This window comes from Pseudoalteromonas galatheae (assembly GCF_005886105.2).
Taxonomy (GTDB): Bacteria; Pseudomonadota; Gammaproteobacteria; order Enterobacterales; family Alteromonadaceae; genus Pseudoalteromonas; species Pseudoalteromonas galatheae.
Map to the genome: position 1 here is coordinate 511803 of NZ_PNCO02000001.1, position 24309 is coordinate 536111.

Here is a 24309-nt window from a genome sequence, read left to right on the forward strand (position 1 = left end):
AGAGTATCGGGTTATTACTTTCGCGGTCGCACTGCTTTTTGGCTTGATCGGTGGCACCGTTTTTGGGTGGAAAGAAGTTTGCTTAGAATCTACCGATGTTCCGACAATACTTCAGAGGAGCAGGAGAGGTCAAAATCTTCCAGTGCTTGTGTAACTCCACCCAATTTAGTACAGCTATTTCATAGAATTTTATGCAGCCTCAAGGTAACCAATTGGTGTCATATCGCCAAGTGAATCATGTGGTCGCTCATAATTGTAAATATCTAACCACTCATCAGTGATTTCACGTACTTCTTGAAGTGACTCAAACAAGTATAAATCTAGCACTTCTTCACGGTAACTCCGATTAAACCTTTCAACAAAACCATTTTGGTAAGGACTGCCAGGCTCTATAAATTCCAACTTGATGTCATTTTTCATTGCCCAATCTTCGAGTGCCGTTGAAGTAAATTCTGGGCCATTGTCCGCTCTAATCTGCTTTGGTTTTCCTCGCCAAGCAATAATTTGTTGTAGCGTTCTAATAACGCGTTCAGAAGTTAAGCTTGTATCGACCTCAATCGCCAGTGCTTGTCGGTTGAAATCATCCAGCACATTCAGTGTTCTAAAGCGATGTCCATAGCTTAATGCGTCACTCATAAAGTCCATTGACCACGATTCATTATGTTGTGTCGGTGCACTTAATGGTTCAGGTGTTCTTGTTGGAACACGGCGCTTCCCCTTACGTCTCAAGTTTAGTTTTAGCATGTTGTAAACGCGTTCAACACGCTTTTTATTCCACGGCTTACCTTTATTGCGAAGCCTTTTGAATAGCTTAGGCAGCCCCCACCTAGGATGGCGCTCTACCAGCGCAAGTAATGCGTCGATAACTTCATCATCTAACGGCCGTTTATGTTTGTAATAAAAAACTGAGCGGCTTAGCCCTGCCACTTCACAAGCAAATGCGACGCTGACGTTAAATTGAGCTCTTAAATGCTCTACCCAAGCTCTGCGCCTACTTGTTTTTACAGCTTTTTTGCGATGATATCCTCAAGCATCGAGTGCTTTAGGCTAAGCGTTGCAAACATATCTTTTAGCTTACGGTTTTCTTCTTCAAGCTCTTTGAGGCGTTTAATATCAGACGCTTCCATACCGCCATATTTTGAGCGCCATTTGTAAAATGTACTTTGGCCGATGCCATGTTTACGGCAGATTTCTGGTACAGGAATACCTGACTCAGCTTCTTTGATCATGCTGACAATTTGGGTTTCGGTGAACTTGCTTTTTCTCATCGTAAATTTTCCTATTTTAGTTAATGGAAAATTCTACTTATAAACTGTTTCATTTTTTGGGGGAGTTACACTTGGACACTACTCTATGTATGTCTTATTTTCGGAACGCTTCTTATAGGGGTGATAATGGGAAGCGGTTTAGTCGCGATAGTCGGAAGATTACATAGTGGATTTCATATCTTTGGGTAAACACTAATGCAGATGTGTTCGATGCTCTAATAAGAAAGTGCTGACTAAAGTGCTAAAAATCCGTTGAAGAATACCAGCAAAAGCATTTTGCGCTTCTAGCAAGGTACTAACACCATTCTTTTCTGACATACAGACAATCGGGTTTGATTAAATCTGATTATTCAAACCCGATAGATAAAGCTAACCCTTGTTAAACCAAGAATTAAACCAAGGTAAGGTTATGGTTCTAGTTTGTCTTGGGTGCTGGTATCAAAGTCGCTGGCGTCGTGTCTTTCATGAAGCTGCTCATGAGGTTCTCCCCATGTTCTATTTACCATTTTTCCGCGTTTGACCGCATCTCTTGAGGCGATGAGTCCAGCCCAGCGGATCACATGTTCATAGCCATTGACGTCTAAAAACTCTGCCGCATCATATAGGTGTCCTTGGGCTAGCACGCCATACCACGGCCAGATCGCCATATCCGCGATAGTGTATTCATCGCCACAAATATATTCTCTTGTAGCTAGGTGTTGATTCAGTAAATCCAGTTGGCGCTTCACTTCCATCGTGTAGCGGTTGATTGGATATTCGTAGTGCTCGGGTGCGTAGGCATAGAAGTGGCCAAATCCACCACCAAGAAGCGGCGCAGCCCCCATTTGCCAAAATAACCAGTTGAGGCACTCGGTGCGTTTTGTGGGATCTTGTGGAATGAACTTTTGGAACTTTTCAGCTAAATAAAGCAAAATTGAGCCAGACTCAAAGATTTTGGTAGGTTCCTTGGTGCTGGTATCTAATAACGCGGGGATCTTAGAATTTGGATTAAGTGCAACGAACCCTGAGCTAAATTGCTCACCTTCCATGATATTAATTAAAAAGGCATCATATTCTGCTTCTTTTACCCCGGCTGCTAAAAGCTCTTCTAGCAAGATAGTCACTTTCACGCCGTTTGGGGTTGCTAGGGAGTAGAGTTGTAACGGGTGTTTGCCTTGCGGTAGGGACTTTTCGAATCTTGCGCCTGCAGTAGGGCGGTTGATATTTGCGAATTTACTACCATCGCCACTTTGCCATGGCCACTGCCAAACTTTAGGTGGGGTATAACCCGATGTACTCATTTTATGAACTCCTTCTGTGACTGTCCAAATCCATTATAGAGTGTAGAAGTGAAATGGAAATGAACAAACTTCTGTGGTCACAGGCTTACTCGTTTTATCCAGATCTTAAGAGAGGGATATGAACAAGCTATCAACAAAAGGTGGGGGAAAGTAGTAAAATAAAAAATGCCGATCAAAAGACCGACATTCTTGAATTGGTTGGGAGTTAAAACACAACAGTTTGTGTTGCTAAACAGGCTGCATTGCTACCTTGCTCACATACTTGGTAGCATTATGTACCGCCGTCCTTAACACTGATGCTGTCTGTATGATTATTATCATTGTTAGTTGTGACAATTTTACTACTGTTACGATAAATAATGTTTAAGCTGCGCTGTGAAGCTGGTGGCGATGCTTTGTGGCTAGTAATAGCAAGAAAGGTAACGCCAGTAATAAGTGCAAGGCAAGTTGCATGGGGGCATCCAGTGCCAGTGGTTGCGTCATGGTTGCAAGCACACCCGCACCGCTCATCTGTAATACTCCAATCAACGCTGAGGCCGCCCCTGCTTGTTTAGCAAACCCTGATAACGCTTTACCAGCCGCAGCTCCGATCGTAAATGCAAAGCCAATTGATGCCATATACATTGGCAGTACAAAATGCGCTATTTCAGTTTGTGGCAAAGCCAGTAGCAACAGACCACTAAAGCTAAAAACGGCGAGACCGAAAGTTAATGACTTTTGGCTATTGCGTTTGATGAAGTGGGGAGCAACAAAACTTGCGACAATACTCAACGCCGCGTTGCCAGTAAACCAAAAGGTAAAGTCGGAAACACTGCCGCCCATTTTTGCCATGATCCACCCCGGAGCTGAGATCACAAATACCAGCATTGCTGCCATACCAAGCATCGTTAAGGCGGCATTGTATAAAAAAGTTGAGCTACTGAGCATTGGCTTAAAACGTCTCAAATCTAGGATATGACCGCTGTAATGTGTATCTTCGGGGCGAGTCTCTTTATAGATAAGAGAAACTAAGATGAGGCCAAGAACGGCAAAGCCAAACAAAAAGCTAAAATTACTCTGCCAGCCAAATTCGACAGTGAGCCATGCACCTAAAATTGGCGCTAACGCTGGGATAAAACATACAATACCATTGAGGTAAGTGATCATTTGGCCACTGCCTTTGTGCCCAAAACTATCACGAACAATGGCAAAGGCGCTGACAAAAGTAGCACACGCCCCCAAGCCTTGCAGCACTCGAGCTACCATCATGAGTGGCCAAGTGGAGGCATAGCTTGCCATTATAGCACCAAGCGCAAATAAAATTATTCCAACTAGCGCAATCGGCTTACGACCATATTTATCCGCAAGCGGACCTGCTATCAACTGCCCAAGACCCACAGCTAGCATATAGATACTCACTGTTTGTTGAATTTGGCTTTCCGATACTTGAAGACTGGACTGCATATCCACAAATGCAGGTAGATAGAGATCGATACCTAAAGGGCAAAAGATAACAAGTAAAGCGAGAATAAAAATCAGTGCTTTTGAGTTTGATTGGGTCATGGCGTCTCCTTTTGGTCGCTATTGTATTGTGGAGAACGAGAAAAGACAGGACAAAGCGCCGATTTAGCAAATTTTTAAGATATTTTATTCGCTGATAATTATAGATGGTTGATTAACTGGTCAGATGTGTTAATTTTAAGCAAAATCATTATAGAAAAATCTTATGTCTGCACCACTTTTAAAAATTTATAAAAGGATGAGTTGGTTGCCATTTGGTAAATGGATGTTCAGTAAGGCGGTATGTCGTAAAGCTCCTTACTTTGGTACCATCAAGCCTAAAATCACACAATTGAAGCCTGGCGTTTGTAGGGCGACCATTCGCAACCGTAAAGCCATTCATAACCACATAGGCACGGTTCATGCGATTGCACAGTGTAATCTTGCGGAGCTATGTGCTGGAGTCATGACAGACGCGACCATCGATCATAAGACCCATCGCTGGATCCCAAAGGGGATGTCAGTGCAATACTTAGCCAAAGCCGAGACCGATCTGCATGCCGTGGCGCAAATAGAGTACCCAAGAGCATGGCAAGATAAAGAAGAGTTAGTTGTACCGGTGGAGGTCTTTAATACTACAGGGGAGAAGGTATTCCACGCCGACATTAATATGTATATCAGCGCGAAAAGATCTTAATTGTTTATGGTTTGATCACCAGAAGAGTCAATTGCCGTGACGTTATTGGCTCGCTCATTACGGTGTGTTAGTTTTCCATCGACGTGCGCACCGGCTTCGATCGTTAGGGTTTCGTGTTCTATGTTGCCAAAAACTTGAGCGCTGGGAAGCAGCGTGACTTGTTTAGCCTGAATATTACCTTCCACTTTGCCTAATATAGTCAGCTCATTGGCTTGGATATTACCTTGTACTAAACCTTTATTGCCGATGATTAGTTTTTCTATGTCGAGGTTACCATGAACGGTGCCATCTAATTGTAGTTCACCTTCACAGACAATATCGCCCGTGACTTTAGTGCTATGAGCAATAATAGCTGGGACGTCGTTTCGTTGGTTTTTAAAAGAGTTAAACACGAATGCCTCACTATCGCAGCGTAATTGCAATTAGATGTTACTTATTGAATGCGCGAGCGATTTTAATTGGGTTAAGGTGTTTTTTACCTTGAATCACTTCATAGTGCAAGTGTGTCGCCGTACTTCTTCCTGTGCTGCCCATTAGTGCAATTACGTCACCTTTATTGATCTGCTGGCCTTTTTTTACCTTGATGGTGTGAAGGTGGCCGTAGCGTGTGGTGATGTTATTGGCGTGTTCAATTTCAATAAAATTGCCATAGCCGCCATTTTTCCCCGCTCGTTTAACGGTGCCAGAGGCTGGGGCTACGATCTGTGTTTTGTGCCAACCTGCGAGATCGATACCTTTATGATAAGCACGGCGGCCAGTTATTGGGTCTTTACGAAAGCCAAAAGCACTAGAGACATAATATTTTTCCTGAGCGACAGGTAATGTGTCTGGCAGTTGGCCAATCATCGTCGATAGCTGTGCATAAACTGCGTATTGGTCAATGGCATTAATAAAGCTGGCTTCTACCAATTCTAAGTCGGCTTGGAAGTAGGGGCCACCTTGCGCTTCTGAGAAATCAGATGATAATTGTAATCCCGCACTATCGATGGATTGTTGCATCGCAGCAATTTCAGCGCTGAATGATTGCCCAAGCTGTTCGCTGAGCTGTCGTTGTTGAATGAGTAGAAGACTGGCTTGGGGAGCAAACTCAGCTGTAGAGCTTGGTTGTGGATTTTCAATGTCTGAAGATATTTCTTCTAGCTCGCCTTCCGCTACGTTGTCGTCAGTTGTTTGGGTCGAGTCAACTAATGACTCAAGCACACTGTGCTGCTGTGACAGTTGGTCAAGCATGCCTTTTTGCTGTGCTAATCGTGCTTGAAGCTGTGATTTTTCTGCTTGCCACTTGGCTTGCAGCTGCGCAAAGTTTTGTTGCTCTTTAGTGAGCTTGTCACCGTTTTCTTGTAATTTGAGCGAGGCATTGGCTATCCACATAGCGAGCGCAAGCAAAATCAAAATCGAGCAAGCTTGAACCCAAGATGGCAATTTCAACATCTTGACAGTTGCGTCTTGACGAACAATTAATTGAGTTGGCTTAAACAGCTTTAGATATAGGCGCTTGAGTACTTGCAACATTCAACCTCGGATTTAAATCAGCGCTACACTCTAACAATTTTTAGTCAAATTTCCAGTTTTTAGAACTAAAAAAAGGCATGAAATCATCATGCCTTTGATTTAAAAGTAAATAAAATTGCGATTAACTCACAATTAATTGCGATTATTTTGCTGGAAGTATAGTGCCTTCAACAGAACCAAAACCGATACGGTTATAGCCATTAGCTTCACACCAGCCGCGCATAATTACTTTATCACCATCTTCTAAGAACTTACGTTCTTCGCCATTTTCTAGAGTAATGGTTTCTTTGCCGCCACGGGATAGTTCGAGTAATGAACCCGCTTCTTCGTGCTCAGGGCCTGATTGCGTACCCGAACCTAGCATATCGCCTGGTAAAAAGTTACAGCCATTCACTGTGTGATGTGTCACCATTTGCGCAACCGTCCAATAGCTGTGCTTGAAGCTGGATTCAGACAATTTGCTTGGTTTAGCGCCTTCGCTACGCATTTTTTCAGTCTCTAGTAAGACATCCATGCGAATATCAATAGCACCAGACTCGCGGTTTTGCGTTGATTCTAAGTATTCCAGCGGTTGTGGGTCGTTTTCATCACGGTGCCATTGAGTGCGGTATGGTGCCAGAGCCTCTGTGGTTACAACCCAAGGAGAAACCGTTGACGCGAAGTTTTTCGCAAGGAATGGACCTAATGGTTGATATTCCCAGGCTTGTAAGTCACGTGCAGACCAGTCATTAAATAAACAAAAACCAAAAACGTGATCTTCAGCATCTTTAATCGCGATAGAGTCACCAAGTTCATTACCTTTACCTAGATAAATACCTAGCTCAAGCTCGTAGTCTAGGCGCTTACAAGGACCAAAAGATGGGGTATCCGCATCAGGTGCTTTAGTCTGGCCTTTAGGGCGAGGGAATGTTTGACCTGAAACACCTATAGATGAAGAGCGACCATGATAACCGATTGGTACCCACTTGTAGTTTGGTAGCAGAGGGTTATCAGGGCGGAACAGGCTACCCACCGCTGTTGCGTGATAGATAGAGGTATAAAAGTCGGTGTAATCGCCAATGTGGCAAGGTAAAGCATATTCCACGTCATCTTGTGCAACCAATGCGCCTTCTAGGCTCGATTGCAGTTCAGAGCCTTCACGTAATGCACGAGAAAGCGCAAGTCTTAGAGCTGACCAGTACTGTTGACCCATACCCATAAATTCGTTTAATGCTGGGGCATTTGCCGCTTCTGCAGCCTCTGCTGCATCACCTGAAAGTAGGTTAGCGTCAACAACAGCACCAAGATCTAGTACTTGATCGCCAATCGCAACACCGCCACGAAATTCTTCGTTACTGTTCTTACGGCGAAATACTGCAAAAGGTAAGTTTTGAATAGGGAAATCAGTTCCAGTCGCATTCGCACTAGCTACCCAACTCTTTAATTGGATGTCGTGTGTTTCGTTAATTTGAGACATTGCCCTTCCTTTAATTTTGGCTTTCAACTTGAGTTATGGTCAAAAGTGAAAAACTCAAGTCGTAATAGCAATTTGATAAACCACAAAAAGCAGCTATCGCTAGCTGCTTTTTAATTAATTTAATAGGTGTACTTAGATCACGCCACGGCGCTCTTGGTCACGTTCAATTGACTCGAATAACGCTTGGAAGTTACCTTCACCAAAGCCGCCATCGTCAACACGTTGGATCATTTCGATGAAAATTGGGCCAAACAGATTTTTAGTGAAAATCTGTAGTAGGTAGCAATCTTCGCTTTGGCTATCTACCAGAATTTGGTGCTGTTTGATCTTTTCTTTATCTTCTTTAACCCAAGGCACACGGTCAAAGATAGTGTCGTAGTAGTGATCTACGATATCTAAGGTGGCAATGGTGCTCTTGTCGAGCTTATCTAATGAGCCAACCAAGTCGTCAGTCAAAAAGGCTAAATGCTGTACTCCTGGACCATTGTACTCATCTAAGTACTCATCGATTTGGTTGTTGTTGTCATCTTTACCTTCGTTGATTGGAATAGAGAAGGTGCCACATGGTGACTTAAGTGCATAAGAAAGTAGCGCCGTTTTTTGACCTTTGATGTCAAAGTAACGAACTTCAGTAAAGCCAAATACGTCTTTATAGAAGTTAGCCCAAGTTTCCATCGTTCCTTTATAAACATTGTTTGTTAGGTGATCGATGCGCTTAAAGCCTTTGTCTTCAACAACCTTTTGCTCTTCTAGGTCTACGAAGTCTTGCTCGTAGATAGAGCCTTTATCGCCAAAGTTTTCGATGAAATAGATAAGGCTATCGCCAATACCGTAAATCGCTGGGTATGGTAGGTCTTTGTGTGTTGAATCAGTCGCTGGTTTTGCACCACGCTCAACCGCAGTATCAAATGCCTTTTGCGCATTTTCTACACGCCAGCCCATAGAACAAATTGCCGGACCGTGGCTTTTCGCAAACTGTGCCGAGAAGCCTTCACGCTCGTTATTCAACAAAAAGTGAATATCGTGCTGGTTGTAGTAAACGATATCTTTGTCTTTAAATTTCTTTAGTTTTGAGAATCCAAAGTCAGTGAATACCTTATCCATGTAATCAGCGTCTGGTGTTGCATATTCTGTAAACTCGATGCCGACTAGGCCTAGTGGATTATTTACTTCACTCATTGTTTTACTCCCGTATTAAGCACTGGGTGACTTGTTAGTATTTATGACTGGATGATTAATCAAATTACTGCAAAGGGGAAGTTAGAGGCAGTAAATAGCAGTAGGAGAGTTTGTAAATTTAGTTGCACAATTGCCATGTAAAAGACACAAAATTGATACTGGCTTGACGATAATTATTTTTGCTTAAATTTTGACTGAAAATAGCAAGAAGTTTTGCAGGATATTCATTGGGGTTACTCTCTATTACTATGATTTTATTTGGTTTTTATGCTTTTTGTTGAGGGGTAACATGAAAAGGAGGTTTTTTATCATATCACTAAATTGAGAGGTCAAATGACGCTAAGTGTATTTAAATGTTTACATTTGACTGTTGAGAGAGAAGTAAACCACGCTAAATTAGCGTGGTTTACAGCAAATATTATTGCTTCTCAGCGGATACTTCTAGTTCTTCTGCAAGGTAATGCTCTTGCGTATGAGGTTCGTGCTTACCCTCAGCGCCGTGCATCCAATCTACAAGCTTGTTGCTTAATAGATACATTAACACAGCAGACAGCAAGGCTACGCCACCTAAACCAATGAAGATGCTCATCGCATTTTTCATCGCTTCTTGGCCTTCACCGATGAAAGAGCCCACAAGACCAGCAAGTTTGTTTGCAACAGCCGTACATAGGAACCAAATACCCATTAGTAGTGATGCTAAACGTAGTGGCGCCAATTTACTTACCATAGAAAGACCGATTGGTGATAAACATAGTTCGCCAAGTGTGTGGAACATATAGAACAACACCAACCAAATCATGCTGATCTGCAGTGTGTCACCCGCTTCGCCGCCCTCTGTTGCAAGTGCTAGCATCATAGTTAAGAAGCCTAACGCAAGGAAAACAAGGCCAATGGCAAACTTAACAGGAGAGTTTGGCTCTTTGTTATCTAGCTTTAACCAGATCATGGCTACTAATGGCGCAAATACGATGATGAAAATAGAGTTCAGCGACTGGAACCAAGAAGCAGGGATCTCAAAGCCCATAAACATACGGTTGGTATAGTCGTTTGCGAATAGGTTCATCAGGCCACCTGCCTGCTCAAAACCCATCCAGAAGATAATTGAGAAAACACTCATAGTGAAAATAACACGAATACGATCTTTTTCTTTCTTCGTAAGCGGCTCTTTTGTCAGAGAGTCAGACATCTGTTGAGAAAGTTTAGCTGAAGGTACTTTACCGATATCGCCAAGGTATTTCTGGCTTAAGATAAGCTGCATAACCACAGAAATGATCATACCTACACCCGCCGCGATAAAGCCAGCCTGCCAGTTAACTACTGCCGCTACATAACCGGCAACAAGTGGACCTAATGCACCACCTAAGTTGATACCCATATAGAAGATAGTAAATGCACCGTCACGGCGCTTGTCACCTTCTTGGTATAAATCGCCAACCATCGTTGAGATATTAGGCTTGAATAAGCCATTACCTAGACAAAGCAGTGCTAAGCCAAAGTAGAAGACGTTTACTTCTTGTCCTGCCACAACACTGTGAGGAATACCCATAATAAAATGACCTGCGGCCATTAAAATACCACCAATAATGATGGCTTTACGCTGACCTAATACGTTATCTGCAAGCCAACCACCAAACAGCGGAGTAAGATAAACGGCCATGGTAAATGTGCCGTAAAGGCTTAGTGCGTCGGCATTGCTCCAACCAAAGCCGCCATTTTGTACTTGTGCTACAAGATAAAGAACTAAGATGGCACGCATACCGTAGTAGCCAAAGCGCTCCCACATTTCGGTACCAAATAATAAGAAGAGGCCTTTAGGGTGACCCAGAAATTCTCCGGCCTTCGGAACTGAATTCATATGTACTTCCTAATCTAATCAATGTGTTGTATCTGGCCATTTTTATAAAGAATGCGTTATTGCATCTAATGTTTTCAATCAACACTGAATAATGAGCCATATACTTAGCATGCAACGTTAGAAACGATGCGCGGTAAATAGAACACTTTTCAATGCAGATTGGCATTGCTTGTTGAGTCACCGAGTAAAAACCTTAATCAGATATCTACTTGTTGAGCTCAGGCATGCCTGTACTTTTTTTGAACGGGTGGCCAGTACCTATTTCAACTAGCGTTTGTTGTATGTAACGACTAACTAATTTAAAAAAGCGCGTCAGTATACTCAGTGAAAATTAATAGGGGAAGTGTTTGGAGTCAGAAAGCGAATAAAATGCGGTCAGTGATTCAGGGAGGGATCATTCTTGTGGGTGGCGTTTATATCTAAATGAATGGCGTGAGCATAAATATCGCTGATATTTACCATTCATTGCAGGTGTCGGTGCAGGTCGACCCTGCGATCCATTTCTCTTTACCTTGTTGAGAAAACGCTTGCCCCTAGTGGAGGCTGGAGTTGCGAGGGGGCAGTGCCCCCACATCATTAGGCCTCTTGGCTCAAATATTGTTGAATAAACTCTGTAGCGGCTAAAAAGTCCTGCTCCAACTTATCACGCATCTGAATAAGCTGATCGGTGGTAAGTGTGCCTTCTTTACACAAAGATTCAAACTCGATGGCTGTTTCTGCTACTTTTTCGGCACCGATAGTTTTAGAGATAGACTTAAGTTGATGGCAAGCTTCAATGATTTCCTCTTGGCTCATCGTGATCACCGCGCCGTTTATATCTCGTGTTAACTGACTACTTTGTTCTAAGTACATTCTGAAAAAGCGATTTCGTTTTGCTTCATCATGGTTTACATACTTGTTGAGCATGTCCATATTGATAGCTGGTGCAGGCTCACTGCCCTCTGTCGCAATAACTTCAGGCTCTACAAGCATAGCTTCATTAATCGCAGGCTCTAGCTCTGTTTCTTGCTCTTCTCCTGCCTGTACCTGGCTAACGGCTACTGACGCAGCTGATGGCTCAGTATTTTGTTGTGGTTGCTGTGTTTTTGGTAAGCTTTCAATACACTTATTGAGTGTTGCTTCTAGTACATTTAACTCAACCGGCTTAGTAATATAGTCATTCATGCCACCAGCCTCACAACGCTCCCTTTCGCCTTTTAGTGCATTAGCTGTCACGGCAATGATGTATGGTTGCTCAATGGTATCGGTTGCGGTTTCTACATAGTCTCTAATATGCTTTACCATGTCGTAGCCCGACATCTTCGGCATATGTAAATCAGTCAGTACGATAGGAAAGTGCTCTTTTTTCCAAAGTTCTAGGCCTTCCTCACCATTTTCCGCAACTTCGACGCCATAGCCTAGCAGGTGTAATTGGTCGGTCAGCACTTGTTGATTTAATACGTTATCTTCAACTAACAACACCAATTTGTTGGTTGCTCTTGCTTCATCAACGCTTAAGAAGTCGTTGATAGTGCGTGAAGGAGTGGTATCTTTTGGTTTATGCAAGCCCGCAGCGACCAAGATGGCCGTCATAAAGCTAGACTTACACAATGGCGAAGCATTGAGGTAGAAAATATTTTTATGATTGAGCGCAGCTTCGTCCATTTTACTTAATACAACAACTTGTTGTTCATTTTTCTCTAGCGAATAGACTACGGTTCTTAGCTCTTCATTGACCTTATCCATGCCGTCTAAGCCGTCGAGCACCCAAATTAATTGGTCTTCGTGCTGGTGTTCAGTTATCTCGCTTTCATCGATGGCAATCACGTTTGCACCCATAAATGATAGGTAGCGATTCAAAATAGTGCGTCTCTCGTTATTTGGGGTGAGTAGGGCAATGGAACGCCCGTTTAACATTTGCTTGTTCGCGTAATTTACTTTGCCATCCACACTAAATGGCAACTCCACAACAAACTCACTTCCCATGCCAATATCAGAATTAACATGGATACTACCAAGCATGAGCTCGATTAAACTTTTACAAATGGAAAGGCCAAGTCCTGTACCGCCAAATTCTCGGGTGATAGAGCCTTCAGCTTGAATAAACGGATTAAAAATCTCTCTTAATTGGGCTTTTGTCATACCTTTACCATTATCTGTAACGGTAAAGCGCAAAGTATAGTGCTCCGAGGTATTTTGCGAAACTTCTACGGAGATTTTTACATAACCTTGTATTGAGTCGTCTGTAGTCGTGAACTTGATGGCGTTACTGCAAAGGTTATAAAGTACTTGCCTCACGCGGACGGTATCACCAATTAAATTGGTTGGAATGTCAGGAGCGATAAATAGTTGCAAGTCTAGCTTACGCTTTTTCGCTACAGATGAAAGTACACGTGCGACTTCCTCTGTGGTTTCAGCCACTGAGAAAGCACTATTATCTATGCGTAATTTACCCGCCTCAATTTTAGAAAAGTCGAGAATATCATCGAGTATACCAAGTAACGAGAAAGCCGAGTCGCGAATAATAGTGGTAAGGCGATGCTGAGCACCGTCAAGATCAGTTTGACGTAGTAAATCAATGGTACCAATTACACCATTCATTGGTGTGCGGATCTCGTGGCTCATGGTGGCTAAGAAAGTGGTTTTTGCATCACTTGCACGTTCCGCATTTAAAATCGCCTTTTCTAGCGCCAGCGTGCGGGCTTGAACCTCAGTTTCGAGACTTTCTTGAAGCTGTTTTAATTCATTTTGTGTTGCTTGGTCGGATTCTATGGATGATTGTACTTGCTTTAATAGTGCATTTATTGCTTTAGCAACCTCAGCCAAGCCACCACTATAATAAGTACCAACCGCCGACTTATAGTTTTTATCCATCGTCAGATGATTGATTTCTGAGATAAGCTCTTCAGTATCGTTACTCGATGCACCAGAAAGCTTGCGTGCAGTAATCACAACAATCAGCAAGGTACTAATAATAGCGACAGCGAGTAGTATATAAGCAAAGAACGGGTCGCCTGATGACGCAGCTGAAACGGGTGGGGTATAAGTCAAAATAAGCTCACCAACACTTTGCTCATCTAACCGCAGTGGGACGTGGTAAACCTGCATCATGCCTTTGATATAAGATTCTTCACGATTCAATGCAATGACTTGCTCACCTGAACTTTGTTGAAATACCAAGTTTGGTTGTCCCACCCCTGTATTGACATACAAATAGGCGCCCAAATGTTCGTTAGATGCTATTAATGCGGACACAATCTGCTTGGCACTATCAAAACCATGTTGTGTAACTACCTTAGCAAGGGGAGCTGCAACTGTTGTTGCTTGCTGTTGCAGGTTCACGGTCGGCGCGGAAGAGACTGCAGCTTGCTTTGGCAGTAAGTAAGCACCTACGGCGCTGCACAGTCCAACAGTCAGTATTGCGATGAATAAAAAAAGTATCCGTCCATTTGCATTGGTATTCGCGCTATTTGCCATGCTTAATCCCAAAAGAATTATTTATACTTAGTAGTTGTAGTAATCCTATCACCTTCGGCAAGTTTTTACCTCTCGTTTTTCAATCAATAGTAGTAATAGGGTGAGAGGTAAGACTATTTTAAATCTCTGAATAATCAGGTTGTTACAAGTGCATTGTCGGTCTCGGTAAGAGAGCTTGGAAGGTTGGGTTTTAATAGAAGCTAAATTTTACTTAATTCTTTTGTTAAATGATGAGTGTCCATGACGGTAATTGCGGTGGCTAATATAAACTTTAGCTCAAAGGCAATATTGCTTGCAGAGTTAGGTATAGGTAGCTCAGGTGAATGAGAGTTGCGGTAAACTAATGGCCGGCATGTCGGCTAACTACTGCTGCGTAAACTAGCTTCGTAATCAGAGGGTCAGTGCTAGAGTTGTCGCAAGGTAGCTACCTGTATTTTGACTTTATATAAAGATGAGAATCTAAAAGAGTGGGTAAGTGTCGTTTAGCTGTGATATCGGAAGAATAAAAAACATACCTTCTTGTTTGTTTCACTTCTTTATATGTACATTAGCCTCAAGATGTGGATTTCTATTTGTTATAGGCCTACGGTAATTTGTCTTACTCATAGAAATAAACCGATAAATGCAGTAAAACATGGCTAGTCGGGCGTTTTTTCATCGAAAAAGCGGTATTTTAACCGCTTTGTCTGAAAACTGTGCAAACGATAAATGTATTTAAAAAAAGGGTTGACTTAGAACCGCAAAACCCGTTTAATACGCCGCACGCCCAGATAGCTCAGTCGGTAGAGCAGAGGATTGAAAATCCTCGTGTCGGTGGTTCGATTCCGCCTCTGGGCACCAAATTAAAATCATTGCATTAGCAATGTGGTGCATGCAGAAACTGCATGGTACACGAATTAGTGTGCCGACTTAGCTCAGTTGGTAGAGCAACTGACTTGTAATCAGTAGGTCATCCGTTCGACTCGGATAGTCGGCACCACTTTATTTAGGCGAAAGCCTGTATTTTCTAGATATTTTAGTTATTTAGATACCAGAAAAAATTGCCCAGATAGCTCAGTCGATAGAGCCATTTGGAGTTGTATTGAAAATCCTTTTAAGGATTTAGATACTAGAAAAAATTTGCCCAGATAGCTCAGTCGGTAGAGCAGAGGATTGAAAATCCTCGTGTCGGTGGTTCGATTCCGCCTCTGGGCACCATCCTTTAAAAAACCTCGCAATCGCGAGGTTTTTTGCTTTCTGATACTTTGTATTTCTTATCTTCGCAAAAAATAGACCCATCTGGTTACAACTGAGATTTACTTTTCAAAATACAGTGCTTAATATGCAAAAATGAAACTGGTTATCATTTGCATTTTTAAAGGTTTGATGTGAGAGAGAGCAAGGTCTTGCTAATCGAAGACGACTGTACTTTAGGTACCTACTTGGTAGGTTTATTGCAAAAGTCAGGATATCAAGTTGATCAGTGCTTTGATGGTGAGTCGGGATTACGAGTTGCGCAGTTACAGCAACATGATTTGATCCTTTTGGACAATATGTTGCCAAAATTAGATGGTGTTTCTTTGTTAAAAAAGCTGCGAGCAACGAGTCAGATCCCTGTTGTAATGGTGTCTGCAAAGGGGGCCGAGGAGGAGCGCATTATAGGTTTGGCGCATGGGGCTGATGACTATATTGCTAAACCTTTTAACTCCACAGAGTTGCTCTTGAGAATGGAAAGTATTCTTAGGCGAAGCCAAAATATGATTCAACTCTCTATACCGTCAGAGATTTCCATTGATGGCCTCACACTAAACTCGCAGACTCAATCGGTTTATGTCCATGGCGAAATATTAGAGTTCACACCAATTCAGTTCAAGTTGCTTTGGGAGCTTGCTTCACGGCCACATACAATCATAACCAAACCTGACTTATATCTGTCTGTGCTTAATAAAAAATTAGGAGCGTATGATAGGAGTTTAGATATGCACTTAAGTCGAGTACGCAGAAAGCTTAATGAAGCAAACTGGCATGGTGAGCGTTTACAAACTGTGCATGGAAAAGGTTATTGTTTTAAATGAAACGAAATATTTTGTGGAAACTGAGCTTAATCCTAGCTGCTGGTTTGGTCGCTTTTTTCTATTTACTGCATGTTTTAACACTTAAAACAGAAGAAAGTATGAGTATGATAGCTGTAAGCGATAGAATCCAGATGAAGAATTGGAAGTCTGAAGCTGAAAGACTCTACTTGGCTAACAACCAAGAAGCGCTAGAGGCTTGGATAAAAAACCTGATGGAAGAAGAATCTACATGGGTATCAATCGCGAGTTTTGACGCTATTCATTTAGCTGGAGAGCCAATAGATCAGAATATCGTTGGAAGCTATCACTTTGGTCGGAGCATTGAATGGAAAATACATTTATATTTTGAATCAAATCCAATAATGGAGCTTCCATTCGAGTCTTCTAATGCAAGCTTACTCATAAAGTTGCCAGAGCGAATGCGGCCTGGGATCTACTGGAATACGACTAAATTTATGCTTCAGGTACTTATTCCTATGGCAGTATTGGCGGTATTATCCATCTTTCTTTATCGACATATCATTATTCCATTGCGACAGCTGGATAGTGCAACAAGTGCTTTTAGTAAAGGCAATTTTAAAGTAAGACTTGGAAAGTATCTTGGCAAGCGCAATGACGAGTTTTCACATTTAGCCTCTACGTTCGATCAGATGGCATCAAGGATCGGGGAGCTAATTGCAAGTCAACGTCAGCTAATCGCTGATCTGTCACATGAACTTAGAACTCCGCTAACTCGACTAGATATTGCGGTTAGTAACTTTGAAGAGAATGATAGCCAACGACACTTAGAGCGTATTGCTCGTGAATCTCAACAGATTAGAAAGTTGGTCGAAGATTCACTCACTTTGGCTTGGCTAGATAATGAAAATCCAATGTTACAGAAGGAAAGCGTAGATTTAGTAGACCTGCTGGATGTGTTGATCGATGACGCCAAGTTTGAGTTTCCTGATCGAACGCTGTTATTTGAATCGCCAAAAAGTGCCGTTGTTGTAAATAGTTGCCATAGAGCACTGTGCCCAGCAATCGAGAATATCATTCGTAATGCCTTACGCTTTACGCCTGAAGGTAAAAAAGTCGAGATAAAACTACAGCGAATAAGCAACGATTATTTAGTTGAAGTGCTAGATCAGGGGCCTGGGATCCCCGAAGAGTTTATTGAGAAAGTATTTGAGCCATTTTTCCGTGTGGACAATGCTCGTCTCGCACAAAGTGATAGTTTTGGTCTTGGTTTAGCACTTGCTAAGCGACACTTGAGAAGTGTTAGAGCGCGCGTGTCAGCACGTAATTTAGCCAGTGGAGGGTTGGTTGTACAAGTAATAATTCCGGTTTCGTAAAATGTAACAATTGTAAAAGTGATTGCTTGAGAAAGCTAAATAGTAATAATTCTGATTCAGCCTTTTAACTGTTGTTTGAGACATGAATCATGCCATTTTTATCCCAAAAAAGTCATTTCTTTAGAAAAACTACCATAGCGTCAGCCGTTTCTCTTGCTTGCTTTAGCCTGAGCTTTGGTGTACTCGCAGAGCAATCCGATACAGAAAAAGAACTAAAAAAAGTCGAAAGAATTACCGTTGTCGGGGCAACAACAAACTCCGAAATTACACCAGCAGTATTAGCTAACTACCAAGCAAATGACCTAGAAGATATTTTCCGCCATACTCCCTCAGTTACTGTTGGTGGATCGCTGGGGATTGCACAAAAAATCTTTGTTCGTGGAGTGGAAGACTCAATGGTGAATGTCACTGTAGATGGTGCTCCACAAACAAGTACACTATTTCATCACATAGGTCGTGTTGCCATTGAGCCTGAGTTATTGAAAAGTGTAGAGGTACAAGCTGGTGCTGGTGAAGCAACATCAGGAAGCGGTGCAGTTGGTGGCGCAATACGGTTTAAAACGAAAAGTGCGGCGGATCTATTGGATGAAAATGACAGGTTCGGTGGAACTGCCAAAGTAAGTTATTTTACCAATGACGGGCATAAAGAGAGTTTATCTTTATACGGTAAGGCAACTGATTCAATCGGTATTTTAGCTTCGTATGTAACAGTTAGCCGCAAAAATATGGAAGATGGTGATGGTAATACGCTTCCTGGAACCGCAGCAGATCAAACATTAGGATTTATTAAGCTGAATGCCAAGCTGACAGAATCTCAAGATATTACAGTTAGCTACGAACAAAGAAAAGAGGACGGTGAGTTTGGCAAGCAAACAAACTGGGCACCACTTGAAAGCGACCCACTGTTTGCATCTTGGGGTGAGCGCGAGACTTTAGTGCTTAACCACAACTGGTTTTTAAATTCTCTGGTGAATTTAGAGACAACAGTGTACCAAACAAAGTCATCATTCAAGCGCGAGTTATATACCTGGGATGCCTCAATTGAAACGATAGGTTTTGATATTCGCAATACCAGTGATATCGGCACTCACTCTATTACTTATGGAATTGAGCACAAAAACGATAAGGTACATTCGCACTCCTATGAAGACTTTGGTGGGATTTTTGACGAAGATGGTACTGTGTTAGGAGCTTATGTCCAAGATCATTGGCAAGTTTTTCCTGATCTGCGTTTAAGTTTCGGTCTACGTTTTGATTCCTATGAGTTGGATCATCAAGGTGTGGAAGCAAACTGGGTGAAGGTTGATGGTGTTTGGGTTGTTGAGACTGATGCAGCTGGTGCACCAGTTACATCAACCAGTGAGTTCTCAGCCAAAAAACAGGATGGTTTTAGTAAAAATGTTGGATTGCTATACAACCTTACTGATAACTTGACGTTGTCACTTGGTTATGCGGAAGCGCTGCGAGGCAGACAAATTGCAGATGCATTCACGATCGGTGAGCTAACGCCGAATGCAAACTTGGTTCCTGAAGAAGTAGAAAATGTTGAACTCGGTATTCAATATAATGATGGTACTTGGATGTTTGAAGCATCCGTATACTCTAGCACAATTAATGGTGTTGTCTTCGACAAGTTTAAAGGGCGTGAAGGGGTTTTCTACGAAAATATCGGTGACTTAGGTAGTGAAGGCTTTGAACTAGTTGGTGGTTATCAAGCGGACAATTTTGATGTAATTGTCAGCTTTAACCATAACAACGTTGAATTGGATAATGTGATATTTGATTGGCCAGATCCCACAGACGCGACATCCACAAACCGCATCGAAGTTGACAACATTGACTTGGCTGCCTACGAATACGGTGGTCTAGGTAATGCGGTTGGAGACTCATTGAACGTAAACTTTAACTATCGTTTAAACGATCAGATTAAACTTGGCTGGAATTACAAGTATGTGGCGAGCTTAAATGATATTGAAGTATTTCACCGTTCAATTGAGCTAGGTTGGGTTGAAAAGCTTGAGACAATTGACAAACCAAGCTACCAGTTAGTCGATGCTTATGTTAGCTACGAGCCATTCGACTCTTTGAGAGTCGACCTTTCAATACAAAATTTATTAGATGAGTCTTACCGTAGCCATGGTAGTGTCGCCGATTACGGTCATATTCCTGGTTATGAAGGTGTCGTCGGGATCAAAGAAGCAGGTCGCGATATTAGGCTGACAGTTGCCTATCAATTCTAGTGTTATTGTCAAAAGAGCTAACTTACAGGGTTAGCTCTTTTCATTTGGTTATTATGCTAATGAAACCTTTATTTAAGCCAACGCCAGCTGCGCATATTACTTGCCGAGTTTTACTTAGCGTGATTGGTGGTTATGTTATCGCTAACTTGAGTGCCATGCTTATTTCGTACTTACCATCAGACAATAAAGTCGATGGTATTGTCGCGGGAATGATGTCGAGTTTTATTATTTACACCTTGATTGTGATCGTGGTGTTTGCTGTTAAAAGCACTACTAGAGCAATATTTTTTATTGCGCTTTTAGTTGTTTTGCTAAGCGTTTTAGTCATGTATCTAGAAAAGGCTATTTGAGAATGAAAGCGAGATTTCGACAGTCTATGAGTTGGCTACATACGTGGACCGGCGTTGTTTTTGCGTGGATGCTGTACTTCATTTTTGTAACTGGCAGTGTCGGGTATTTTGAAAACGAAATTGATCGTTGGATGAAACCTGAAATCATGGTTTCGAAAGGACTTGAGGATAGCGCAATAACGAATATCGCGACCAGACAACTCAGCATACATGGTGATAATGCATCACAGTGGTATGTAAGCTTTCCCACATCAAGAGATCCATTTATTGAAATCTCTTGGTTAGAACCTGAGAATGCCGAAAGAAAAACAGCGAAACAATGGCACGAAAGCAGCCTCGACCCAATGACGGGAGCGCTTATCCGTAATAGACAAACTAGCGGAGGTGAGGCGCTTTACCGTTTGCATTATAATCTACATTATGTACCGCAACTTGTAGGCTATATATTAACCAGTATTGCTGCAATGCTAATGCTTATAGGGTTAGTTACTGGTCTAGTTATTCACAAGAAAATTTTCGTTGAGTTCTTTACGTTCCGGGCTCAAAAAGGGTTGCGTTCTTGGCTAGATATTCACAATATTTTTAGTGTGCTACCACTACCGTTCCACTTGATGATCACCTATAGCGGGTTATTGCTGCTGATGGGGATCACTATGTCTCCAGTTATTGACCTGCGCTATGGAGAAGGTCAGCAAAATCATCGCCAATTTTATGCGCAATCACAGATAGAGCAAAAGTCACAGCAAATAATCGAGATGCTCCCCACAGAGTTAAGCGTTCAAGCTGCTTTGGCCGATGCTAAACGTCGCTTCAAATCACATAAAGTTAGTTATGTTGGAGTCGTTGAAAGAAATACAGAAAAAGAACACATTGAGATCTGGTTTGAATCGAGAAGTGGTGTCGAATTCGCCTCGTTGCTTGAGTATCGTGCTATTGAAGATAAAGTTATGCTCGAAATCTCACTCGGAAAAGCTGGGGGAGCTGCAAGTGTTTATGATTTCTTGGAGCATTTACATGAGGGGCTATTTGCTGATATTTACCTAAGATGGATTTACTTTTTATCAGGTTTGTTTGGCGCAGCGATGGTAGCTACTGGCCTTATGATATGGTTGAAAAAGCGTAAGGCAGTGAGTAGCACTAATAAAATCCTAACGAGTATTATAGAGCGCATAAATATTGCGATGATCCTTGGGCTTCCTATCGCGATAGCGTCTTACTTTGCTGGTAATCGGTTATTGCCAATAGACTTTCCAAGCCGAGCAGCTTGGGAAATGCATATACTTTTTATAACGTTAGGTTTATGCATACTCTATTGTGGATTAGCCTCAAAAAAATGGCTTTGGCAGCGAATGTTATGCTGTGCTGCTTTGCTATATGGGGTACTACCTATACTTAACGCACTAACAACGGAACATAATATATGGCTTAGTTGGATAAATAGCGATTGGCTGATGGTTGGATTTGATTTAACGGTATTATTTATCTCTATTTGCTTTGTAGCAGCTTTTTGGGTTGTACGTTGCCGACAAGAAGACATCAGAGCTAAGGTGGCCCAATGAAGTTAATTGTTGTTTTGTTTGTATTACTTTTCTTAGCCTTTGCGTTGTTGAATTTATCCTTGTCACGACATAGGGTGAAGCTCTCTAACAGAGACGGAGCATTCGGTGTGGGTCAACAACGACGATTTAGGATATTCGGATACTTACTGTTATTCATTACGGTGGCTTTTGCTACAACGATGTGGGGTGTCTCTTTAGGGCTAGTTTATTGGTTCGCCACAGCAACACTCACATCAATTTTGGTGGTTTTGCTGTGGACTTACAAACCTAAATTTTTCAGCTTTTTAAATAGGTGCTAATGACTTTCTAATGGGTTTTAGTTTAATGCAGCTGGCTTACTCAATTCCCATGCAGTTGGCGTAAAAGCTGGTAGTCGCAGGCCAGTCACTAAAAACAGCAACTACGCCAACCTGTTTTGCCAATATGTCTAGCACCCTAAGTATATCGCCATCATGCTTAATTGCGTTCTTTACGGATTGATAATACCAACCACCGCCGTTCGCTAAAGGGCCTGAGCGCTCTAGCGACCAAGCAACTATCTTTAATCCTGCGCGTTTAGCGGCTAGGGCGTACTGCGACGGAATGATCTCGCCGTTTTTATCTTCGCTAATGAGCATCCAAATTGGTGGGGCGATAATTTTTACCTTATTTTTGGCTAAGTCTTCCATTGACGGTTGCCAAGTACTTGGTTTGTTAATATCAAAAGGTTCGCCAGCTTCTCTACCATCAAGAAATACGGCATGGTTTGCAAACTCTGGCGCATGTTTTATCCAGTACTGAATATCTTGGTAAGAAAAGGATTGTGGAAAAACTTGAGATGGGGGGACATTGTGCTCAGTATATTCATCCAGCATTTTTTGTGCGAGCTGACTTTGGCTTAACCCATTAAAGGGCATTGGCACTTCTGGCGTTTTTAACTCAGGAGTCATATTTACACCCAGCTGCTTAAATAAAGCAATGCTTTCACTGTGGGTCATTAATGTACCAGAACTTGCATAAAGATCTGTACGCCAATTGGGCGTACCTTTTACGTATTCGGCGGCAGTTGTGGCTTTATTATTTACGCCATCCATTTTACCGGTTAGCTGTTTAAACTCCGCTAATGTGAGATCTGAGGTACAACACTCTGCAAAAGCGGGCTCATTCGTGTCTGGATTGGCTGGTGTGAAAGGTTTTTTACATTTAGCCGCAAGCTGGGGTTTTAGTAAGATATCGGTTGTTGCATGAAGGTCACATTGTGCATGGCGGCAAACGAGAGTCTTGTCTTTGGTGAAGGTTACATCGCATTCGAGCGTGCCTGCTCCCATTTTTGCGGCGGCAATATATGATTCTTTGGTGTGTTCAGGGTAGAAAAGTGGCGCACCGCGATGTCCTATGGAAAAACGTGTGCGCTTGATTGGTTTATCTAAACAGCTTGCAAGCTTTTCTTTAAGCTCACCATCTGAAAGTTGCGAGACTAAAAATTGAGGCCGTGTACCGACATCAAACTGTTTTGTTGTTTGGCAACCCGGTAAAAATACCGTTAACCAGATAAGGCCTAATGTTAGGCGCATAGCGACTCCGCTTAATACTTGCAAAAAAGGTAAGTAAAGCATGAGTTTTTGACAGCTAGATGTCAGTCATACGAGCGTCTTAGCGATATTGCTGACGATAGTTCTCTACCCACAGTTTGGTAGCTCCGCACACTGCAACAGGCATCACGATGAGGTTAACAAATGGAATTGAGGTCAGTATAAATACCGCAAAGCCAAAGCCATAAGACAGCCCTTGTTTACTCTTCAAATCATCTTTCATTTGCTTGAAATGAATTTTATGGTTATCAAACGGGTAATCATTGTATTGCACGCTGTACATCCAACATGTAAACATAATCCATAAAATTTGCCCAACAATCGGCAGCATCCAAAGTAAGATGAAAAAGCCGAGTGCGCGTGGAAGGTAGTAGCAGAGTTTGGTCCATTCTCTACCCAACATTCGCGGCACATCTTTTATGGTATCAATTAACTTATCATCATTGATGTGTTGGTTGGTCAGGTAAAGTTCTACTTTTTCGGAGAGTAAGCCATTGAAAGGCGCAGCAATAAAGTTGGTTATCACCGTGAAAATCATACTATAACTGAAAAGTATCACTAAGATAGCAATTGGCCACATTAGCCATTCCAGCCAACTGAGCCAGTCGGGTAATAACCCGTTGAGGTAAGTAAACCCTTGAGTCAGCCAGTCATAAAGAAAAAAGAGCGACGCACCAAATAGCAATACATTGATTGTTAAAGGAATAAATACAAAACGTTTTAATCCTTTTTGGGTGATCAAAGAAAAGCCGGCAATAAAGTACTCGATACCGCGTGATAGTTGCACTGTACACCTCGTGTTGTAATACCAATTGGTCTTAATACTTGCTCAATTTGAAGGAGTAAACCTGACGCTAGCTGCGTTAAAAATTTCTCATTTAGAACAACTAAATAGCAAAATTTCGCCTGGTTATCGACAAGATTTTCTCGCCTCAAAATAGCTCACTTAATTAAGAAAATTGGTATGATTTAATTCTTTTGATTTAAGGTACATACCAAAAATATCAGCGTTAGTATAA

The 24309-nt window shown here is 42.1% G+C and carries 18 protein-coding genes and 3 tRNA genes; 10 read left to right on the forward strand and 11 right to left on the reverse strand.

The window, feature by feature from the left end:
* Window positions 1-189 precede the first annotated feature (189 nt).
* From CWC29_RS02170 to CWC29_RS02180, 3 genes are all read right to left on the reverse strand, one after another.
* Window positions 190-1268 (reverse strand): IS3 family transposase gene (locus CWC29_RS02170; RefSeq protein ID WP_138524894.1). Its coding sequence is split into 2 segments (ribosomal slippage): window positions 190-1016 and window positions 1016-1268, totalling 1080 coding nucleotides; the frame shifts between segments, so codons are not numbered across the junction.
* A gap of 407 nt (window positions 1269-1675) precedes the next feature.
* Window positions 1676-2548 carry a glutathione-dependent disulfide-bond oxidoreductase gene (gene yghU / locus CWC29_RS02175; RefSeq protein ID WP_045965146.1) on the reverse strand — a complete coding sequence of 291 codons (873 nt, stop codon included), beginning with the start codon at window positions 2546-2548 and terminating at the stop codon, window positions 1676-1678.
* A gap of 363 nt (window positions 2549-2911) precedes the next feature.
* Window positions 2912-4090, reverse strand: a complete 1179-nt coding sequence (locus CWC29_RS02180) for a multidrug effflux MFS transporter (RefSeq protein ID WP_138524838.1) — start codon at window positions 4088-4090, stop codon at window positions 2912-2914.
* Window positions 4091-4253: 163 nt separating this feature from the next.
* On the opposite strand from CWC29_RS02180, the gene CWC29_RS02185 reads away from it, so the two are divergent.
* Complete coding sequence (locus tag CWC29_RS02185) at window positions 4254-4724, forward strand: hotdog fold domain-containing protein (protein WP_138524836.1); 471 nt, start codon at window positions 4254-4256, stop codon at window positions 4722-4724.
* Here the strand turns inward: CWC29_RS02185 and CWC29_RS02190 are convergent.
* The 6 genes from CWC29_RS02190 to CWC29_RS02215 form a co-directional block, all read right to left on the reverse strand.
* Window positions 4721-5116, reverse strand: coding sequence for a bactofilin family protein (locus CWC29_RS02190; protein ID WP_128728565.1), 396 nt, complete (start codon window positions 5114-5116; stop codon window positions 4721-4723). The genes CWC29_RS02185 and CWC29_RS02190 overlap by 4 nt on opposite strands.
* A 37-nt stretch (window positions 5117-5153) precedes the next feature.
* Window positions 5154-6236 carry a M23 family metallopeptidase gene (locus CWC29_RS02195; protein ID WP_128728564.1) on the reverse strand — a complete coding sequence of 361 codons (1083 nt, stop codon included), beginning with the start codon at window positions 6234-6236 and terminating at the stop codon, window positions 5154-5156.
* A 142-nt stretch (window positions 6237-6378) separates the two neighbouring features.
* Complete coding sequence (gene fahA / locus CWC29_RS02200) at window positions 6379-7692, reverse strand: fumarylacetoacetase (RefSeq protein ID WP_138524834.1); 1314 nt, start codon at window positions 7690-7692, stop codon at window positions 6379-6381.
* A gap of 132 nt (window positions 7693-7824) precedes the next feature.
* Window positions 7825-8871 (reverse strand): 4-hydroxyphenylpyruvate dioxygenase, encoded by a 1047-nt coding sequence (hppD, locus tag CWC29_RS02205; protein ID WP_128728562.1) that lies wholly within the window; start codon window positions 8869-8871, stop codon window positions 7825-7827.
* Between the two features lie 418 nt (window positions 8872-9289).
* On the reverse strand, window positions 9290-10726 hold the full coding sequence (locus CWC29_RS02210; RefSeq protein WP_138524832.1) for a peptide MFS transporter: 1437 nt from the start codon (window positions 10724-10726) through the stop codon (window positions 9290-9292).
* 576 nt (window positions 10727-11302) lie between these two features.
* Window positions 11303-14182, reverse strand: coding sequence for a hybrid sensor histidine kinase/response regulator (locus tag CWC29_RS02215; RefSeq protein ID WP_128728560.1), 2880 nt, complete (start codon window positions 14180-14182; stop codon window positions 11303-11305).
* A 764-nt stretch (window positions 14183-14946) separates the two neighbouring features.
* On the opposite strand from CWC29_RS02215, the gene CWC29_RS02220 reads away from it, so the two are divergent.
* The 9 genes from CWC29_RS02220 to CWC29_RS24195 all read left to right on the forward strand — a co-directional run bounded on the left by CWC29_RS02220 (window position 14947) and on the right by CWC29_RS24195 (window position 22018).
* Window positions 14947-15022, forward strand: a tRNA-Phe gene (locus tag CWC29_RS02220).
* Window positions 15023-15085: 63 nt separating this feature from the next.
* Window positions 15086-15161 (forward strand) — tRNA-Thr (locus CWC29_RS02225).
* A 142-nt stretch (window positions 15162-15303) separates the two neighbouring features.
* A tRNA-Phe gene (locus tag CWC29_RS02230) sits at window positions 15304-15379 on the forward strand.
* Between the two features lie 170 nt (window positions 15380-15549).
* On the forward strand, window positions 15550-16236 hold the full coding sequence (locus CWC29_RS02235) for a response regulator transcription factor (protein WP_138523834.1): 687 nt from the start codon (window positions 15550-15552) through the stop codon (window positions 16234-16236).
* Window positions 16233-17570, forward strand: a complete 1338-nt coding sequence (locus tag CWC29_RS02240) for a HAMP domain-containing sensor histidine kinase (protein WP_138523832.1) — start codon at window positions 16233-16235, stop codon at window positions 17568-17570. The genes CWC29_RS02235 and CWC29_RS02240 overlap by 4 nt, the downstream gene beginning before the upstream one ends.
* A gap of 89 nt (window positions 17571-17659) precedes the next feature.
* Entirely contained in the window at window positions 17660-19810 is a 2151-nt protein-coding gene (locus tag CWC29_RS02245; RefSeq protein WP_128728541.1) for a TonB-dependent receptor, read from the forward strand.
* A 59-nt stretch (window positions 19811-19869) separates the two neighbouring features.
* Entirely contained in the window at window positions 19870-20160 is a 291-nt protein-coding gene (locus CWC29_RS02250; RefSeq protein WP_102057403.1) for a DUF3649 domain-containing protein, read from the forward strand.
* 2 nt (window positions 20161-20162) lie between these two features.
* Window positions 20163-21719 carry a PepSY-associated TM helix domain-containing protein gene (locus tag CWC29_RS02255; RefSeq protein ID WP_235956511.1) on the forward strand — a complete coding sequence of 519 codons (1557 nt, stop codon included), beginning with the start codon at window positions 20163-20165 and terminating at the stop codon, window positions 21717-21719.
* Window positions 21716-22018 carry a DUF3325 domain-containing protein gene (locus CWC29_RS24195; protein ID WP_138523830.1) on the forward strand — a complete coding sequence of 101 codons (303 nt, stop codon included), beginning with the start codon at window positions 21716-21718 and terminating at the stop codon, window positions 22016-22018. The genes CWC29_RS02255 and CWC29_RS24195 overlap by 4 nt, the downstream gene beginning before the upstream one ends.
* Before the next feature lie 36 nt (window positions 22019-22054).
* On the opposite strand, the gene CWC29_RS02265 is transcribed toward CWC29_RS24195, so the two are convergent.
* A complete protein-coding gene (locus tag CWC29_RS02265) occupies window positions 22055-23272 on the reverse strand; it encodes a glycerophosphodiester phosphodiesterase family protein (RefSeq protein WP_138523828.1) in 1218 nt (405 codons plus the stop codon).
* Between the two features lie 79 nt (window positions 23273-23351).
* On the reverse strand, window positions 23352-24077 hold the full coding sequence (gene cysZ / locus CWC29_RS02270) for a sulfate transporter CysZ (protein WP_138523826.1): 726 nt from the start codon (window positions 24075-24077) through the stop codon (window positions 23352-23354).
* Between the last annotated feature and the right edge of the window lie 232 nt (window positions 24078-24309).

What these genes read in the sequence shown, in the direction of transcription:
- yghU (WP_045965146.1), bottom strand. Translation starts at nt 2,548, where the DNA reads ATGAGTACATCGGGTTATACCCCACCTAAAGTTTGGCAGTGGCCATGG.
- CWC29_RS02180 (WP_138524838.1), bottom strand. Translation starts at nt 4,090, where the DNA reads ATGACCCAATCAAACTCAAAAGCACTGATTTTTATTCTCGCTTTACTT.
- CWC29_RS02185 (WP_138524836.1), top strand. Translation starts at nt 4,254, where the DNA reads ATGTCTGCACCACTTTTAAAAATTTATAAAAGGATGAGTTGGTTGCCA.
- CWC29_RS02195 (WP_128728564.1), bottom strand. Translation starts at nt 6,236, where the DNA reads ATGTTGCAAGTACTCAAGCGCCTATATCTAAAGCTGTTTAAGCCAACT.
- fahA (WP_138524834.1), bottom strand. Translation starts at nt 7,692, where the DNA reads ATGTCTCAAATTAACGAAACACACGACATCCAATTAAAGAGTTGGGTA.
- hppD (WP_128728562.1), bottom strand. Translation starts at nt 8,871, where the DNA reads ATGAGTGAAGTAAATAATCCACTAGGCCTAGTCGGCATCGAGTTTACA.
- CWC29_RS02210 (WP_138524832.1), bottom strand. Translation starts at nt 10,726, where the DNA reads ATGAATTCAGTTCCGAAGGCCGGAGAATTTCTGGGTCACCCTAAAGGC.
- CWC29_RS02215 (WP_128728560.1), bottom strand. Translation starts at nt 14,182, where the DNA reads ATGGCAAATAGCGCGAATACCAATGCAAATGGACGGATACTTTTTTTA.
- CWC29_RS02240 (WP_138523832.1), top strand. Translation starts at nt 16,233, where the DNA reads ATGAAACGAAATATTTTGTGGAAACTGAGCTTAATCCTAGCTGCTGGT.
- CWC29_RS02245 (WP_128728541.1), top strand. Translation starts at nt 17,660, where the DNA reads ATGCCATTTTTATCCCAAAAAAGTCATTTCTTTAGAAAAACTACCATA.
- CWC29_RS02250 (WP_102057403.1), top strand. Translation starts at nt 19,870, where the DNA reads ATGAAACCTTTATTTAAGCCAACGCCAGCTGCGCATATTACTTGCCGA.
- CWC29_RS02255 (WP_235956511.1), top strand. Translation starts at nt 20,163, where the DNA reads ATGAAAGCGAGATTTCGACAGTCTATGAGTTGGCTACATACGTGGACC.
- CWC29_RS24195 (WP_138523830.1), top strand. Translation starts at nt 21,716, where the DNA reads ATGAAGTTAATTGTTGTTTTGTTTGTATTACTTTTCTTAGCCTTTGCG.
- CWC29_RS02265 (WP_138523828.1), bottom strand. Translation starts at nt 23,272, where the DNA reads ATGCGCCTAACATTAGGCCTTATCTGGTTAACGGTATTTTTACCGGGT.